General features: G+C 74.6%; 15 protein-coding genes. 7 read left to right on the top strand and 8 right to left on the bottom strand.

Annotated features, from left to right (window positions below):
• Positions 1–20: 20 nt before the first annotated feature.
• The 4 genes from IH44_RS0130850 to IH44_RS0130835 all read right to left on the bottom strand — a co-directional run bounded on the left by IH44_RS0130850 (position 21) and on the right by IH44_RS0130835 (position 3,268).
• Positions 21–479, bottom strand: coding sequence for a hypothetical protein (locus IH44_RS0130850; RefSeq protein ID WP_030463070.1), 459 nt, complete (start codon positions 477–479; stop codon positions 21–23).
• 116 nt (positions 480–595) lie between these two features.
• Complete coding sequence (locus IH44_RS0130845) at positions 596–2,236, bottom strand: alpha/beta hydrolase (protein ID WP_030463069.1); 1,641 nt, start codon at positions 2,234–2,236, stop codon at positions 596–598.
• Positions 2,233–2,541 (bottom strand): type VII secretion target, encoded by a 309-nt coding sequence (locus tag IH44_RS0130840; RefSeq protein ID WP_157852519.1) that lies wholly within the window; start codon positions 2,539–2,541, stop codon positions 2,233–2,235. The genes IH44_RS0130845 and IH44_RS0130840 overlap by 4 nt, the downstream gene beginning before the upstream one ends.
• Positions 2,542–2,740: 199 nt before the next feature.
• Positions 2,741–3,268 carry a hypothetical protein gene (locus IH44_RS0130835; protein ID WP_030463067.1) on the bottom strand — a complete coding sequence of 176 codons (528 nt, stop codon included), beginning with the start codon at positions 3,266–3,268 and terminating at the stop codon, positions 2,741–2,743.
• A gap of 48 nt (positions 3,269–3,316) precedes the next feature.
• On the opposite strand from IH44_RS0130835, the gene IH44_RS0130830 reads away from it, so the two are divergent.
• The 3 genes from IH44_RS0130830 to IH44_RS0130820 all read left to right on the top strand — a co-directional run bounded on the left by IH44_RS0130830 (position 3,317) and on the right by IH44_RS0130820 (position 7,413).
• Positions 3,317–4,318, top strand: coding sequence for a hypothetical protein (locus IH44_RS0130830; protein ID WP_030463066.1), 1,002 nt, complete (start codon positions 3,317–3,319; stop codon positions 4,316–4,318).
• 145 nt (positions 4,319–4,463) lie between these two features.
• Positions 4,464–4,973: a hypothetical protein gene (locus IH44_RS43250; RefSeq protein WP_157852518.1), complete on the top strand. Its 510-nt coding sequence runs from the start codon at positions 4,464–4,466 to the stop codon at positions 4,971–4,973.
• The gene (locus IH44_RS0130820; protein WP_030463064.1) at positions 4,966–7,413 is read left to right on the top strand and encodes a caspase family protein; all 2,448 of its coding nucleotides are present in this window, start codon (positions 4,966–4,968) and stop codon (positions 7,411–7,413) included. The genes IH44_RS43250 and IH44_RS0130820 overlap by 8 nt, the downstream gene beginning before the upstream one ends.
• A gap of 55 nt (positions 7,414–7,468) precedes the next feature.
• On the opposite strand, the gene IH44_RS0130815 is transcribed toward IH44_RS0130820, so the two are convergent.
• The 3 genes from IH44_RS0130815 to IH44_RS0130805 all read right to left on the bottom strand — a co-directional run bounded on the left by IH44_RS0130815 (position 7,469) and on the right by IH44_RS0130805 (position 10,062).
• Positions 7,469–8,113, bottom strand: a complete 645-nt coding sequence (locus IH44_RS0130815; protein ID WP_030463063.1) for a hypothetical protein — start codon at positions 8,111–8,113, stop codon at positions 7,469–7,471.
• A 217-nt stretch (positions 8,114–8,330) separates the two neighbouring features.
• Positions 8,331–8,831 (bottom strand): GNAT family N-acetyltransferase, encoded by a 501-nt coding sequence (locus IH44_RS0130810; RefSeq protein WP_030463062.1) that lies wholly within the window; start codon positions 8,829–8,831, stop codon positions 8,331–8,333.
• An 82-nt stretch (positions 8,832–8,913) separates the two neighbouring features.
• Positions 8,914–10,062, bottom strand: coding sequence for a S9 family peptidase (locus IH44_RS0130805; protein ID WP_051817601.1), 1,149 nt, complete (start codon positions 10,060–10,062; stop codon positions 8,914–8,916).
• 233 nt (positions 10,063–10,295) lie between these two features.
• Between IH44_RS0130805 and IH44_RS0130800 the strand changes: the two genes are divergently transcribed.
• From IH44_RS0130800 to cobM, 4 genes are all read left to right on the top strand, one after another.
• Complete coding sequence (locus tag IH44_RS0130800) at positions 10,296–10,742, top strand: MarR family winged helix-turn-helix transcriptional regulator (RefSeq protein WP_232795147.1); 447 nt, start codon at positions 10,296–10,298, stop codon at positions 10,740–10,742.
• A gap of 186 nt (positions 10,743–10,928) precedes the next feature.
• Positions 10,929–11,456, top strand: a complete 528-nt coding sequence (locus IH44_RS0130795) for a hypothetical protein (RefSeq protein WP_030463059.1) — start codon at positions 10,929–10,931, stop codon at positions 11,454–11,456.
• A gap of 199 nt (positions 11,457–11,655) precedes the next feature.
• Positions 11,656–13,008, top strand: coding sequence for a bifunctional cobalt-precorrin-7 (C(5))-methyltransferase/cobalt-precorrin-6B (C(15))-methyltransferase (locus tag IH44_RS0130790; RefSeq protein WP_051817599.1), 1,353 nt, complete (start codon positions 11,656–11,658; stop codon positions 13,006–13,008).
• A complete protein-coding gene (gene cobM, locus IH44_RS0130785; RefSeq protein WP_030463057.1) occupies positions 13,005–13,745 on the top strand; it encodes a precorrin-4 C(11)-methyltransferase in 741 nt (246 codons plus the stop codon). The genes IH44_RS0130790 and cobM overlap by 4 nt, the downstream gene beginning before the upstream one ends.
• Positions 13,746–13,788: 43 nt before the next feature.
• On the opposite strand, the gene IH44_RS0130780 is transcribed toward cobM, so the two are convergent.
• On the bottom strand, positions 13,789–14,946 hold the full coding sequence (locus IH44_RS0130780; protein ID WP_051817597.1) for an NAD(P)/FAD-dependent oxidoreductase: 1,158 nt from the start codon (positions 14,944–14,946) through the stop codon (positions 13,789–13,791).
• Positions 14,947–15,126: the final 180 nt, after the last annotated feature.

Here is a 15,126-nt window from a genome sequence, read left to right as displayed (position 1 = left end):
CTGCCCGGTGCAGCCGCCTTCTAGTGCTGCGCCGTGGAGGGCGCGGAGGACGGCATCAGGCAGCGGGTGGCGACGGTGTAGATGAGCCGGTCGACGGCGGCACCGCTGCTGACGTCGATGAAGTAGCGGCCCTCGTCGTGGTTGGCGTACAGGAGCACGTCGGTCTGGTTCTCCACCGTCTCGCGGTAGCTGGTGACGGTGAAACCGTCCTTCTCCAGGCCCGCCTTGATCTTGCGGATGGCGTCGAGTTGCTGGTCCCGGGAGAGGACGCTGGTGACGTGGTAGGCGAGGGTGTAGCGGCCGTCGGCGGCGACTTCTCCGTTCCTGCCCTCGCAGTTGCTGAAGAAGGGCGTGACGCTACCCGTGTCCAGTGCGACGTCGGCACTCCGGGCCATGTACTCGGTCATCTGCCGGGCCCATGCCTGGGCGTCGCTCTTGGCCATGACGGGCAGCGGTTCGTTCGGATCGGGGCTGTTCATGCATGCTCCCAGGAGTAGTGGCAGGGACAGGACGACGGTGCCCGCCAGGACGCGACGCCTGGAGGAAGTGTGCGATCGGCGCATCGGGGGCCTCTTTCGGGGACGGCGTTCGAGCGTCAGAGGCCCGGCACGATGGCTTCGACGGGGTCGGGCCGATTGTCGACGGTGTCCGGCGACAGTCCGGCGATGATCTTTCCCTGGTTGGCCAGGCTCCGGCTGTCCGGGTCCCAGTAGCCGCTGTGGCCGGAGGTGTCGATGCTGATGGTGTTCCCGCCGAAACCGCCGCGTGTCGGATCGGTTCCGAGGGTCAGATCGGTGACGCGGCGGATGTTGTCGTCGGCCGCGGTGCCGGCCCAGAAGTGGTTGGGGTCGGTGTGCAGGTCCGCAGCGTGGTCCGTGGTCATGCCGGGTCTGGCGATGGCGACGATGTCGTCGGCCTGCAGACCCTGGCCTCCGGCCGCGGCGGCCCCGACGGCGGTGGTGCCGTAGCTGTGCCCGATGACGGTCAGGTGGCTGCGGTGGTCCCCCTCGGAGACGCGCAGGCCGCCGGTGAAGCGGCGCATGTCCTCGGCCCCGTCCTCGGCCCGGCCCGTCGTCATGACACTGCCGTTCACCTCGGGCGCGTCGTAGCCGAGCCAGGACACCACCGCGACCGTCCGCTCCGTGCCTTTGAGTTCCCTTCGTGCGGCGTCCTGCAGCCGGTCGATGCGGTCGATCTGGCCGGGCATCTCCTTCACGGTGGTGCCGGTGCCGGGTACCAGGACCGCGGTGTGGTCGGCGGTGTCCGGGTTGCCGGTGGACACGACGGCCTTGCCGTCGCCCCTCGGGTCCAGGCCCAGCAGGAGCAGTTGGTGCTGCTCGTCCGTCCCGTCGCGCTGGTCGAGTTTCTCCTTCAGCGCGCGGAGGCCGCTCTCGCGCTGGTGGTACTCGTCGGCCGTCATCCCCGATCCCCGCGCGTCGCCGGCTTTCAGGGCGTCGAGCTGCTGCTCCAGGACGAGGCGGTTGGCCTGGTCGCGGACGGTCGAGGGGAGGCCGTCGAGGCGGCCGATCTCCTCGGGGTGCAGGGCGATGCAGCTCTGCCGCTGTTCGGGTGTCAGCGACTTCCACCACTCGGCGCTCTGCCGGGGGTCCTTGTTCTCCGGGATGTACGGGGCGGCGAGGCCGAGGTCCTTGGCGACGTCCTGGACGTCCTGCGCCGATTCGGCCGCCGCTCCGAACACCCGGGGCCGGGTGAGGATGTCGGCTCCGAGTCGTCCGAGTGCGCGGGCGCCCTGGTCGCTGGCCTCGCGGGCGGCGGCGAGCGAGGCGTTGATGCGGTCCTGGAGCTGGTCGCGCAGCAGGTGCTGGCTCTGTCGCTCGTCGCGGGCGTCCGGGTCGTGGCGGTCGGGTGCCGCCTGCGGCGGGAGGCCGACCGTGCCGTCGTCCGCCACCGGCAGGTTCCACTCGGCGGCCCGCTGGAGGGCGTTGGACAGGTTCGTCCGGGCCTGGTCCATCCGGTCGGCGACGGTGTTCAGCACGAGCGCAGCCGACTCGGCCTCCACCCGCACGACTTCCAGCTTCTGCTCGGTGGACTCCATCGTGAAGAACGCGCTGTCCGCGTCCCTGCCCTGCCAGTGCCCTCGCAGCGGCCCGTTGACCCGGTGCCGGTGCTGGCCGCCGGCGTCCTCCGCCGCGGCGGACAGCCGGCGCCAGCCTTCGGCCGCGTCACGGAGCCCGGCGGGGTCGAAGCGCCGCAGCAGCGCGAAGTCGCCGCTCACCGCTGCCCCTGCTTGCGCCAGGCGTCGGCGATCCGGCCGTCGTTCCACTCGTGCCCCTGCGCACTGGCCTCCAGCGCCGAGGCGGTGGAGGCCAGACGCTCCGTCAGCTTGTCGAGGGTCGGCGCCCAACCGTCCGCGAGGCTCTGCAACCCCGCCCCGACCGACCACCCCGCCAACTCGCCCCCGGTCGAACGACTCGCACCGGTCGCGGCGGCGGCCGGCTGCCGCAGTTCCTCGCCGATGTTCCGCGCAGCCGCGGCCGAGGCCCTCAGCTCGGCCGGGTCCACGCTGATCCGTTCGTTCACCGATCCCCCTGGTCGCCACTACAAGCAGCGATCATACGGCTACAGGGCGATAGGAAGTACTCGTACTAGTACTCAGATCACCGAACCGGACCCGCCCCGGTCCACCCCGGTCCGGACACCCCCTGAACTCCCCGCGCCCTCCTGCCACTTCAATGCCTCGACGGCCGTCGAAACCGGCCGACCCCTCGCTGCCGCCCCGTCAGACCGGGGCGCGCAGCCACTCCTCCAGGGCGGTGAGGTCCTCGTCCGTCAGGCCCGTCCGGGGGTCGACCCGGAGCAGTAGCGCGGGCCCCGGGTGCCGGGCGGCCACCCACTCCCGGTCGGCCGTCCCGATCTCGTCGTCCACCCAGGCGAACGCCGCCCCGCCCGCGTGCCCCACCACCAGCGGCGCCTTCCAGTGCACCCCGGGCGGAAGGCCCGCCGGGCCCGCCCCGTCCGGCTCTTCCAGCACGGGCCACGGCGGCAGTCCGAGCAGCGGCGCGACGCACACGTTGGCCTCGTGCTCCCACGTGGTGGCCCACACCGGACGGCAGCGCAACCCCGCCAGCCGCGCCCCCACCCGGGGGTCCAGCCGCCCCAACAACGGATGCCTCTCCGCCGCCCGCCCCACCACCTCCCGCACCCGACGCCCCGTCAGGTGCTCCACGTGCCACCCGGCCGGCCCGCCGAACGGAATCAACGGCCCGTCGACATCGAGGTACAGCAACGGCAGTCCCATTCCCCGCATTCTGCCGTCCCGCCCCGGGCGGCGGGCAACGGCGTGTAGCGTCCGACCGTGGCCTACGGACTGACGCGCCTGCTGCGCACTGAGGAGGACTGGTCGGACCTGCTCTGCTTCCTCGCCGAGCTGGACCCCGAACCGCTCCGGGCGGCGCTGCGCCTGGCGCCGGGGACGGTGGCGGTCCGGCGGGAGGCCCCGGTGGCGGGGGGCCGGGCCGACCTCGTGGTCCTGCTCGACGGCGCCGAGCGCGCGGTGCTGGAGGTGAAGATCGGCGCCGGCGTGCACGGCGGACAGTTCGCGGCCTACGACGCCTGGGCGGAGTCGAAGGGCGTCCCGGCAGCGGACCGCCACCTGGTGGGCCCGAACACCGACCCCGTCCCGAACCAGCCGGCCCACTGGTCCCGCCGGCTCACCGTCCCCGGTCTGCTCGCCGGCTGGAACCACTCCACGGACGACCTCGCCCGGCTGCTGTCCGTCCGGGCCCTCCGGCAGTTCACCCAGGTGGAAGCCGAGCTGACCGGCCCGGCGGACCGCGCCTCCGACGCGCTCAGCGACGCCCTGCGCCTGCGGCGGCTGGCAGGCATCACGCAGGCGGCCGCCCCGCCCGGCACGGTCTTCGCGGCCAGGCAGCGCTCCCGGGCCGGGAACCCGAACGTCTGCGCCTGGCGGCCGACGGAGGACGGGTACGCCGTCGCCGAGATCCAGCGCCTGAACCCGCGGAACGGCACGGGCACGCCGTTCGAGATCCGCCTCATGGTCCAGACCCGGCAGGCCACCTCCGCCGCCAACGGGGCCCTCGCGGACCGGCACCGGGACTGGCTCGCCCGCAGCAGCTTCGTCCGGTACGCCGGCCCCAGTGTGCGGGAGCTGGTGACGGAGCCGGAGGGCGACGGGTTCAAGAAGAAGCCGGGGGCGAAGGGCCACCCGCGGTACTACGGGTACGAGGGCGGCGGGCACGGCAGTTCCGTCCTGCTGAAGGCCGCCGTCGACCTCGACGGCATGGTGACCGCGTTCGCCGCCGCCCTGCGCTACCTCACCACCTACCCGGCCCGGTAGACGGGAGCCGGGCGGACGCCCCCCGCACCACCTCGCATCACCCGTCCCGGCGGGCGGGAGAGCCGGCGGGCGAAGGTGCTGCGGACCGCCCGGGGTTCCTGCCATGATGCGCGTGACAGGACAACGGACGGGAAAGCAGGGCGAGTTGACTGGTGCACAGATACGGCTGTCCGGTGCCGACCCGATCGGCGAGACGGCCGCCCTGTGGGAGTGGCTGCGCGGCGAGGAGCAGCTCCGGGGCCTGGTGAGGGCGGTGACGCCGCCGCCCGGCGAGGGCGAGCTCGGCGGGGCCGTGGAGGTCCTGCAGGTGGCCCTCGGCGCGACGGGTGCCGCGGGGGTCCTGGCCCGGTCGCTGACGGTGTGGCTACGCACCCGCCGCTCGGACCTGAAGGTCACCGTGACCCGCGACGGCGCGACCACGGTGGAGGTGAGCAACCTCGCCCCCGATCAGGTCGAGGGGATCCTGCGCCGGGCCCTCGACGGCGGGACGGAACCGGGCGGCGAGACGGAGCCAGGCGGCAGTGCGGAACCGGGCAGCAGTGCGGAACCGGGCAGCGGCGCGAGGCCCGACGGCGAGACGGAGCCGGACAGCGGGACGGAGCCGGGCAGCGGCGCGGGGCCCGACGGGGGACGGGGCGGCGAAGGGGATGCCTGAACCAGGCGGGCCGGACGGACCGAACGGGCAGAACGGGCCGGACGGGCCGGACGGATGGAGCGGGCCGGACGGACCCGGCGGGCCGGCCGGGCCCCGGGGGCTGCGCGGGCTGCCCGGACTGCCCGGCGGCCCCGGGCTGCCGGCCGGGCTGACCTCCCGGGCCATCCTGATCGGCACGTCCAGCTACCAGGACCCCGCCTTCACCCAGCTGCCCGCCGTGGCCAACAGCCTCGAACGGATGCGGCGCGTCCTCCTCGACCCGGAGCTCTGCGGCTGGTCCGAGGACGAGGTGACGGTCTTCCGGGACCCGCAGAACATCAAGGTGCTGGCCCCGCAGCTGCGCCGCTCGATCGAGAGCACCGACGGCGTCCTGCTGCTGTACTACGCGGGGCACGGTCTGCTCCAGCCGAACGCCCAGCTCTGCCTGACGTTCACCGACACCAACCCGACCGACCCCGACGTCAGCAGCCTGACCTACGAGAAGGTCCGCGACAACCTGCTCGGCTGCCCCGCCCGGGTCCGGATCGTCATCCTCGACTGCTGCCACGCGGGCCGCGCCACCCGGGCGCTCTCCGGCCCCGGCGGGGCGGGGATCGGGGCGCTCGGCGGCGCGCACCTCGACATCGAGGGCACGTACATCCTGGCTGCCGCCGAGGGCCCCGCGGACGTGGTCCCGCTGGAGGAGCAGCACCGCACGGCGACGTCCTTCACCCGGCACCTGACCGGGCTCGTCGAGGAGGGCGTCCTCGGCGGGCCCCCGCTGCTCAGCCTCGGCGCGCTCTTCCCGCACCTGCGCAGCCGGCTCGTCGGCCACAACCTGCCGCTGCCGACCCAGTCGAACACCAAGTCGGCCTACCTCTTCCCGTTCACCCGCAACGCCGCCTGGGAGAGCGCCACCCGGGCCCTGCGCGAGTACCGGACGGCGATGGCCGACGCCCTCGCCCGGGCCGGCCGCCACGGCCTCGACGCCGACGCCCTCGCCACCGCGCTCGCGCTGTCCGCCGACTCGGCCCGCGCCTACCTCGACGGCCACTGGATCGTCCCGGCCGACATGCTGCGCGACTACCTCGCCGTCCTCGGCCGGCACGGCTGCGCGCCCGACCGCCCCGCCCGGGAACGCCTCGCCGAACTGCGCACCCTCGCCGAGGCCGCCGCCGCGAACGACCCGGCCGAGGTGCCCGCCCTGCTGGCCCGCAACCACGCCCAGGCCCGCGAGATCCGCGAGCTGCGCAGCGCCCTGGAGCGCGAACGCGCCGACGCCGCCGCGGCTGCCGGGGCCTCGGCGAAGGCCTCCGCCGCGCTGGAAGCCGCCGACCGGGCCCGGGCGGAGAGCGCGGCGGCCGCCGCCCGGGAGCAGCAGCGGGCCGAGGAGGAACTCGACCGCCTGCGCGACCAGGTCGACCACCAGCGCCGGCAACTCGTCCAGGCCACCCACTACACCCGGGCGCTGGAGTCGGAGCTGACCGACGTCCGGCACGAGGCGGACCAGATCTCCCGCGAACTACGGGTGCTGCGGCGGCAGTTGAACGCGATGACGGCCGCACCGGCGGTCCTGCCGCCACCGCGCGCCGCCGAGACCCCGCTGACGGCGGGAGCCACCGCCACGACCGCCACCGCCGTCGGCACCGGCACCGGCACGGGTGCGTCCGCGGCGACGGAGAGCGCCCCGCCGTCGCGGACCCGACCGGCGCCCGGCCCGACCACCGTCCCGCCGACGCCCCGCCCCGCCAGGGCCGCCGCACCGTTCGCGGCACCGTCCGCGGCGCGGTGGCGGCAACGGTTCGGCAGGGCCTACACCTCCCTCAGCGTCGATTACCTGTCGCGCGGGTCGTCCGGCTGGGGCCGGTTCACCGAGCGGGCGGTCCTGCTGTGCGGCCTCGCCGCCGTGCTGGGCGGCATCACCTGGGGCGTCCTGCTGCGGGCCGACGCGACCGCCGACGTGTTCGCCCCGCCGTGCGCCGCCGCGGCCGCCCCGGCGGCGGACTGCATCACCACCGAGACCGGCCAGGTCACCGACAAGAACCACCACTCCAGCGGCGACAGCGACACCTGGACCCTGAAGGTCACCCACGGGACGGCCCACAGCAGTTACGACGTCGGCCTGACGCTCTACGACTCGCTCCGCAGCGGCGACAGCATCGACGTCAAGAGCTGGAAGGGCCAGGTCGTCCGGCTCGAACACGCCGGCCACTCCGACCGGGTCCGGCCGGACTTCGCCCTGGACCGCCTCCTCGCCGTCCTGCTGGTCGTCGCGGGCCTGGTCGTCCCCGTCGCGGTCCTGCTCCGGGCCCACGTGCTGCGGACGGCGTACGTCCTGGCCTGGTGCTCGTTCTGGGAGGCGTTCCCCGGTCTGACGCTGATCACCAGCACCTCCTGGTGGGCCCTGCTCGCCATCCCGTGGGGCGCCATCGGCCTGGTGAGCCTGGCCGTCCTCGGCTGAGCCCCGCACGCACCGGCTCCAGCGCCTCCCGGACCTCTCAGCCCTCTCGGACCTCTCAGCCCCGCGCGTGGAGCCGGTAGCCTCCCTCGATCACGTAGAAGCCGGGGGCGGAGGCCGCGCACTTCACGGTCGTCGGCGGGGCGGTCGGGTCGTTGAAGTCCGGGACGCCCGACCAGCCGACCCGCGCCTGCCCGTCGCCATCATCCGAACTACCGCCACCGGCAACGCCGTTGCCCGCTCCGTCCAGGAAGAAGCTGAACCCGGTCTCCGGGTGCCACTCGCTCGACGGGACGGGCGGCTGGGGCGTGCCCGGCGGGACGGTGTAGGTCAGCGACCGCACCGTCCCGGTGACGACCGCGGTCCGGGCGGAGGCGTCCGTCCGCAGGCAGTCGACGTCCACCTCGATCCGCACCGTCCCCTGCCAACTCCCGTCCGGCTCGAAGAACTCGTGCTGGATCGTCGCGTGCCCCGAACCCCCGCCCGCGGGCCGGGACCGGGCGTCGACCGCCAACGTCAGGTTGCCGAACCCGGGCAACTCGGTGCTCTGCGGACTGAGCCCGCTCCACCCCCGCAGACTCGCCCCGGCCCCGGCCCCGGCCCCGACCCCGGTCGCGGACACGGCCGAGGCCGCCGAGGCCGAAGCGGCCGGAACGACGAGGGCCGCCACCGCCACGGCTCCCACCATCAGCTTACGCATCATCAACTTGCCACTCCCCCAAGGTAGTTGTGCCGATCCCCTGCGCACTGTCGCACGCTCCGTAGGGACGGAATCAAAGATCGCAGCCACCCCGGACCGGACGCGTCCCCCACAGGAAGGACCCGGATCACCCGTACGGAGGAAAACGCAGGCCCCCGTCCTCCTCCGGAACGACGGCGGCCCGGCCCACCGGAATCGTCCCGGCGGACGGCGCCAACCGTCAGTCCCCAGGGGCCCGTTGGACGTTCTTGCGCAGGGACATGGACGCCACGTCGTAACCGTTGCGGCGGTACAGGGCGACGGCCGCCTCGTTGGACCCGAAGACGTTCAGGCCGAGGGCGGTCCAGCCCTCCCGGGCCACCAGCGCCTCGGCGGCGGCGAGGATCGCGGAGCCGTACCCGCGGCGCCGGAACTCGGCACGGACGTCGATGTCGTACAGCCAGGCCGAACCCTCCGCGTCCGCCGCCCGCCGCGGGTCCGGACCGATCCACGCCTCCCCCACCACCTCGCCCGACCGGTTCTCGGCCACCACGAGGTGGTGGCGGTCCGTGTCGAGCCCGTCCGGGAGGAACTGCGCCGTGCCCTCCCGCGCCCGTTCCCACGCCGACTCCGCAGCCATGAACCGGCCCAACTCCCGGGCCGTCTCGGCCTCACGGCGCTCGGTGGCCGCCGCGTACTCCGCCGGTGTCATCTTCCGCAGGGTCACCTGCCGCGTCTCCATCCACCCATCTTCGACCGGCCCCCGGTGACCGCGGTACCGGGTTCCCGCCCCGAGGCCGGGAGCCCCGCCCGGCCTCTGCCGCCTAGGCCCTCGCCTCCAGCGTCTCCGCCAGCCAGTCGGCCAGGTCGGGGAGCCAGTCCGGCAGGGCGTTGCCGAGCAGGTGGTTGCCGTACGGGACGTGGAGCAGTTCGACGTCCGGCAGGTCGGCGGTGAGGGCGTCGGCGTTGGTGACGCCCGGGATGCGGTCCGCACCGCCCTCGACCAGCAGCACGGGCAGCCCGCGCAGCCGGGGCGCCAGGGCGGCCAGGTCGAGCTGCTCGACGAAGGCCCGGGCGGCGGACGCGTCGCCGCAGCGCCGGGCAAGGGTCGCCGTGACGAACGGGACCACCCCGTCCCAGTCCAACCGGTACGGCCCGCTGACCAGCGCCGCCGCCCGGACCCGCGGGTCGTGGGCGGCCACGGCGGCAGCCAGGTAACCCCCGAGACTGAGCCCGAGCACCGCGATCCGCCCCGGATCGATCACGCCCCCGGCAGCCTCGGCGCCTGCGCCCGGCCCGGCTGACGGCCCGGCTGACGGCATGGCGGGCAGCTCGGCGGCGGCGGCCAGGGCGTGGTCCAGGGCCCGGCCGATCGCGTGCCGGTGGTCCGGGCCGAGCGCCAGGCCGGTGGCCAGTACGCCCTGGCCGGGGCCGTCGACGGCCAGCACGGCCACCCCGCGGGCGAGCAGCGCGTCGGCCGGACCGTGGAACTCCTCCTTCGAGGAGTCCATCCCCGGCACCAGCACCACCAGCGGGAACCGCCCGCCTGCCGCGTCCGGCGGCTGCGGCAGCCGCAGCCACCCCGCGTAGCCCTCGCCGGCGATCCGCCGGGCCCGGGGTTCGAGCAGGGCGAGGGCGGCGCCCATCGAACGGTCCGCCTCCACGGCGACGGCGGCGGCCCGCTCGCGGTCCGGGTCCGGGAGCAGCGCGGCGAGGTGGAACCAGCGGGCCGCCAGCCGGTGGTGCTGCCCGGCGGTGCGGACCCGGCCGCGTTCGGCGGCCCGTTCGGCCCGGGCGCGGTGGTCGAGGGCGGCCGCCCGGCAGGCGTCCGGCCACTGCAACAGGGAGTCGATCGGCGCGGTGACCCGGTCGTACTCGTACGGGTCGATGCCCGCGCCGTGGGCGCGCGGGCGGGTCTCGGCGATGAACCCGGCCGACATGCCGGGGGCGGTGAGGAAGGAGAGTTCGGTCATGGGTGCGCGGTCCTCCGGGGCGTGGCGGGTCCTGGGCGGTCGGTCGGGCAGACGGGCAGACGGGCGGGCAGACGGGCAGACGGGCAGTCAGGCTGATAGATCGACAAATCAATGGCCTGGGCAGCCCGGCCGCCCCCAGCGTCAACAACGACATCAACACCAGCCATAGTCATCAATGTATTGATGACTGTCAACGACCATGATTGATGCGGGCCGCCCTGTAACATCGCCGCATGGGAATGCCCGTCAGTGACCGCCTCGGCATCGATCTGCACCGCGCCGGCCAGGAGTTGCTGGCCTCGAAACGCCTCGCGGTCGAGCCGGCGGGGCTGACCGTGCCGCAGTACGCGGCGCTGTTCGTGCTCGCCGACAGCCCGGGCATCAGCGGGGCCGCGCTCGCCCGGGCCTGCCAGGTCACCCCGCAGGCGATGGCGATCCTGCTCAAGCACCTGACCCAGCGCGGGCTGGTGGAACGGGCGCCGCACCGCTGGCACCGCAACGTGCTGGAGACCCGGCTGACCGATCGCGGCCGGGCCGCCCTGGAGTTGGCCGACGACCGGGCGACCGAGGTCGAGCAGTGCCTGGCCGACGAGTTCACCGAGGCCGAACAGGAGCAGTTCCGCACCTTCCTGTCCCGCGCCACCCGCGCACTGCGCCGCGCCGCCGACGACCTCGGCTGACCCGCCTCCGCCACCCGCGCCGCCCCCACCCCCCTCCCTCCCCCTTCAGTGTCAACCATGGGCAACCCCTGGGATTGCCAAGGAACATGACGGATAGTCAGTAGCGGCACGGTTCCCGTCGGGTGCACCCGGGTCGGGTGGCCGTGCCGCGCACAGGCGTTACCGACCGAGGGAAGGTGTCCGTCCGTGATCGGCAGTTCTTCGACCCGTCGCCGTTCGAACGTCCTGAAGGGTGCCGCCGCGGCCGTCGCCGTCGTGGGCCTCCTGTCCGCCGCGGGGTGCGGCAGCGGGGGCGGCCCGGCGACGGATGCGGCCCGGCCGTCCACCTCCGCGCCCCCGACGTCCACGTCCACGTCCTACGCCACCCCCTCCGCGTCCCGCAGTGGCGGTCTGACGATCCAGGCCGGTTGCGAGGACCACGCCGAGATCATGAAGGAGCTGGACCAGGTCACCATCGCCGGGCGCTACGGGAACAAGCCCGAGCAGATCGGGGACCTGCTCCGGGAGGCGCAGGGCCGGTTGTCGGCCGATGTCGCCCGGGCGAAGGTCCCGGCGGTCAAGGAGGGCCTCCAGAAGGAGTTGGCGGGCGTCACGGCCGCGCTGGACGCCTACACGGCCGGGGACAGCAGCGGGGTCGACAAGGGGCTGCTGGCGGCCACCCTCGGCGGTGCGAGCTTCGCGTGCATCAAGGCCGCGACCGAGCCTCCGGCCTGACCCGCGCCCGGCACCCGTCCCCGCTCCGTTCTGCCCCCGCCGGGTACCACCGTCGGGGGCCGCCGTTGAGGGCTGCCGTTGAGGGCCGCCGTCGGTGTGGCCAATGTCGCACGGCGGATCTCCGCAGCTCGTGGGGGGTACGGCGGGCGGCTGCGGGTAGGCTGCGGCTGCCCTGTCCCGGAGTCGTGAGGAGTTGTGCGTGTCTGCGATCACCGTTGTCGGGGTGGGGGCGGACGGCTGGCCGGGGCTCTCGGCGGTGGCGCGGGAGGCGTTGGCCGCGGCGGAGGTGGTGCTCGGCGGGGCGCGTCAGTTGGCGCTGCTGCCGGAGCAATCGGCGGAGTCCGCGGAAGCGGCAGGGACCGCGGGAACGGCAGGGGCAGCAGGGGCAGCGGGGGTGACGGCGGAGCGGGTGCCGTGGCCGTCGCCGTTGCGGCCGTCGGTGCCGGGGTTGCTGGAGCGGTTCGCGGGGCGGCGGCTGGTGGTGCTGGCCAGTGGTGATCCGATGTTCCACGGGATCGGGCGGACGCTGCTGGAATGCGGGGTCCCGGCGGAGTCGTTGCGGGTGCTGCCGCATCCGTCGTCGGTGTCGCTGGCGTGTGCCCGGTTGGGCTGGCCGGTGGAGGAGACCGAGGTGGTGACGCTGGTCGGCCGGCCGGTGGAGTCGTTGTACGCGGCGCTGTACCCGGGGCGCCGGCTGCTGGTGCTGAGCGCGGACGCGTCGACGCCCGCGCGGGTGGCGCGGGTGCTGGTGGAGCGCGGGTTCGGGCCGAGCCGGGTGCGGGTGCTGGAGCAGTTGGGCGGTGCGGCGGAGGCGGTGCGCGAGGGGGTGGCGGCGGGTTGGTCGCTGCCGCCGGGCGATCCGCTGAACGTGCTGGCGGTGGACTGCGTCCGCGATCCGGCCGTCGCGGCGGAGGCCCCTCGGCAGCAGCTGGTTCCCGGCCTGCGGGACGAACTCTTCGAGTCGGACGGGCAGTTGACGAAGCGTCATGTCCGGGCGGCGACGTTGGCGGCGCTCGCGCCCGCGCCGGGCGAGCTGCTGTGGGACGTCGGCGGCGGTTCGGGGTCGATCGGCATCGAGTGGCTGCGGGCGCACCGCAGTTGCCGGGCGGCGAGCGTGGAGCGCGATCCGGTGCGGGCGGAGCGGATCGTCCGCAACGCGGCCGCGCTGGGCGTGCCCCGGCTGCGGGTGGTGACGGGGGCGGCGCCGGGGGCGCTGGCCGGGCTGGCGGCCGAACTCGGCCGTCCGGACGCGGTGTTCGTCGGCGGCGGGCTGACCGTGCCGGGGGTGCTGGAGGCGTGCTGGTCGGCGCTCGGTCCGGGCGGGCGGCTGGTGGCGAACACGGTGACGCTGGAGTCGGAGGCGCTGCTGACGCAGTGGTACCGGCGCCACGGCGGCGAGTTGGTGAAGCTGTCGGTGGCGCACGCGGTGCCGGTGGGCGGGTTCACCGGGTGGCGGCAGGCGATGCCGGTGACGCAGTGGAGCGTCGTCAAGGGCGAGGTTTCCGGTGCCGGGGCTACCGGTGCGGACGAGGTTGGCGGAGGAGCGAAGTGACGGTCTATTTCATCGGTGCCGGTCCGGGTGCCGCGGATCTGATCACGGTGCGCGGCCAGCGCACCCTGGCCCGTTGCGGGGTGTGCCTGTACGCGGGCAGCCTGGTCCCGCCGGAGCTGCTGGCGGACTGCCCGCCGGACGCCCGGCTGGTCGACACCGCGAACCTGGACCTGGACCAGATCCTGGCCGAGATCGTCCGCGCGCACGGCGAGGGCCTGGACGTGGCCCGGCTGCACTCCGGCGACCCGTCGGTGTTCTCGGCGATGGCCGAGCAGATGCGCCGGCTGGACGCGGCGGGCATCCCGTACGAGGTGGTGCCGGGGGTGCCCGCGTTCGCCGCGGCGGCGGCGGCGTTGAAGCGGGAGCTGACGGTGCCGACGGTCGGCCAGACGGTGATCCTGACCCGGGTGGCCCGGCAGGCGACGCCGATGCCGCCCGGCGAGGAGCTGTCCGTCCTCGGGAAGAGCGGCGCGCTGCTGGTGCTGCACCTGGCGGCCCGTTACGTCGACAGCGTGGTCGAGGAGCTGCTGCCGCACTACGGGCCGGACTGCCCGGCCGCGGTGGTCGCGATGGCCAGCCGCCCGGACGAGCTGGTGCTGCGCGGCACACTCGGTGACATCGCCGTGCAGGTGAAGGCCGCGGGCGTGCTGCGCACCGCCGTGATCATCGTCGGCCGGACGCTGGCCGCGACGGAGTTCCGCGACAGCCACCTGTACTCGACCACCCGGGCCCGCTGACCCGCCCCGCTCTGCCCCACCCCGCCCCCGGCCCACCCCCAGCTCACCGGACGCCGGACGGCTCGGGTTCGCTGTGGCGCGGCTCGCCCTGGTGCGGCTCGTCGGACAGCAGGCCGTCGACGGCGCCGTCCAGGAGGCGCTGCATGTCGGCGGACCGGGGCAGCATGGTCGCCTCGTAGGCGCGGACGGCCCCGGCGAGGGTGTCGTGTCCGGCGATCGCGAGGGCGAGTTCGCAGGCGTCGAGCATGGCGAGGTTGACGCCGACGCCGAGCGGGGGCATGAGGTGGGCGGCGTCGCCGAGCAGGGTGACGGCGGGGTCGTGCGTCCAGGTGTGCGGGACGGGCAGGGCGTGGATCGGGCGGTCGACGTAGGGGCCGTCGTTGTCGGTGAGGAGTCGGCGCAGGCCGGGCGCCCACCGGCGGTAGCGGTCCAGGAGGAGGGCGCGCAGGGCGTCGGTGTCCTGGACGGTGTGACCGGCCCGGGCGATCCAGTCGGCGGGGACGCGCTGGATGACGTAGACCCGGATGTGGTCGCCGCTGTTGCGCTGGGCGAACAGTCCGCGTGCGCCGTCGGCGGCGGAGGCGCTGCCGGGGCCGACGAGGGCGGCGAGGTCGGGGTGGCGGCGGTCGACGTCGTGGAACCAGGCTTCGAGGAAGCCGACACCGGTGTACTGGGGGGTGGCCGGGGAGAGCGCGCGGCGGACCTTGGACCAGGCGCCGTCGGCCCCGATGACCAGGTCGGCCCCGGCGGTGGTGCCGTCGGCGAAGTGCAGGCGGCGGGGGCCGCCGGCGGGGCCCTCCACGGAGCGCAGGGCGCGGCCCCAGCGGACGGTGTCCGGTGCGAGCGAGCGCAGCAGGAGGTCGCGCAGCTGGCCCCGGTCGATCTCGGGCTTGAAGCGTTCGCCGGCCTCGGGGACGTGGTGGAAGCCGATCTCCCCAGTCAGGGCGTCGAGTTGGCGCATCTCCTGTCCTTCGGCGCGGGCGAGGCGGAAGAAGTCGTCGAGCAGTCCGGCTTCGCGCAGGGCGAGTTGGCCGTTGTCCTCGTGCAGGTCGAGCGTGCCGCCCTGGTCGCGGGCGTCGGGGCCGCGGTCGTGGTCGTACACGGTGACGGCGATGCCGTGGCGCTGCAGGATGCGGGCGCAGGTCAGGCCGCCGGGCCCGGCCCCGACCACGGCGATGCGGGGAGTGGAGGGGGTGGTCATGGTGGGGCTCCTTCCGGATGGGGGGCGCGGCGGTGCCGCATCCCCAGAGGACCACAACGAGTGCAAAAGTGCAACGACTCAACTTTTGAACCGAGTAAACCCGGCAGGTAGGATGCCCCCATGCCCGACACCCCGCCGCCTCCACCGCCTCCACCGCCGAGCCCCGCACCCCCACCGCCC

Origin of the sequence: Kitasatospora sp. NRRL B-11411, assembly GCF_000721345.1 — a bacterium.
In the GTDB taxonomy this organism is placed as follows: Bacteria; Actinomycetota; Actinomycetes; order Streptomycetales; family Streptomycetaceae; genus Kitasatospora; species Kitasatospora cineracea.
This window is presented reverse-complemented; position numbering and strand designations above follow the sequence as displayed.

Excerpts from the sequence above, each read along its gene's own strand:
- IH44_RS0130850 (WP_030463070.1), bottom strand. The coding sequence starts at position 479 with ATGAACAGCCCCGATCCGAACGAACCGCTGCCCGTCATGGCCAAGAGC.
- IH44_RS0130835 (WP_030463067.1), bottom strand. The coding sequence starts at position 3,268 with ATGCGGGGAATGGGACTGCCGTTGCTGTACCTCGATGTCGACGGGCCG.
- IH44_RS0130820 (WP_030463064.1), top strand. The coding sequence starts at position 4,966 with ATGCCTGAACCAGGCGGGCCGGACGGACCGAACGGGCAGAACGGGCCG.
- IH44_RS0130815 (WP_030463063.1), bottom strand. The coding sequence starts at position 8,113 with ATGATGCGTAAGCTGATGGTGGGAGCCGTGGCGGTGGCGGCCCTCGTC.
- IH44_RS0130810 (WP_030463062.1), bottom strand. The coding sequence starts at position 8,831 with ATGGAGACGCGGCAGGTGACCCTGCGGAAGATGACACCGGCGGAGTAC.
- IH44_RS0130805 (WP_051817601.1), bottom strand. The coding sequence starts at position 10,062 with ATGACCGAACTCTCCTTCCTCACCGCCCCCGGCATGTCGGCCGGGTTC.
- IH44_RS0130800 (WP_232795147.1), top strand. The coding sequence starts at position 10,296 with ATGGGAATGCCCGTCAGTGACCGCCTCGGCATCGATCTGCACCGCGCC.
- IH44_RS0130780 (WP_051817597.1), bottom strand. The coding sequence starts at position 14,946 with ATGACCACCCCCTCCACTCCCCGCATCGCCGTGGTCGGGGCCGGGCCC.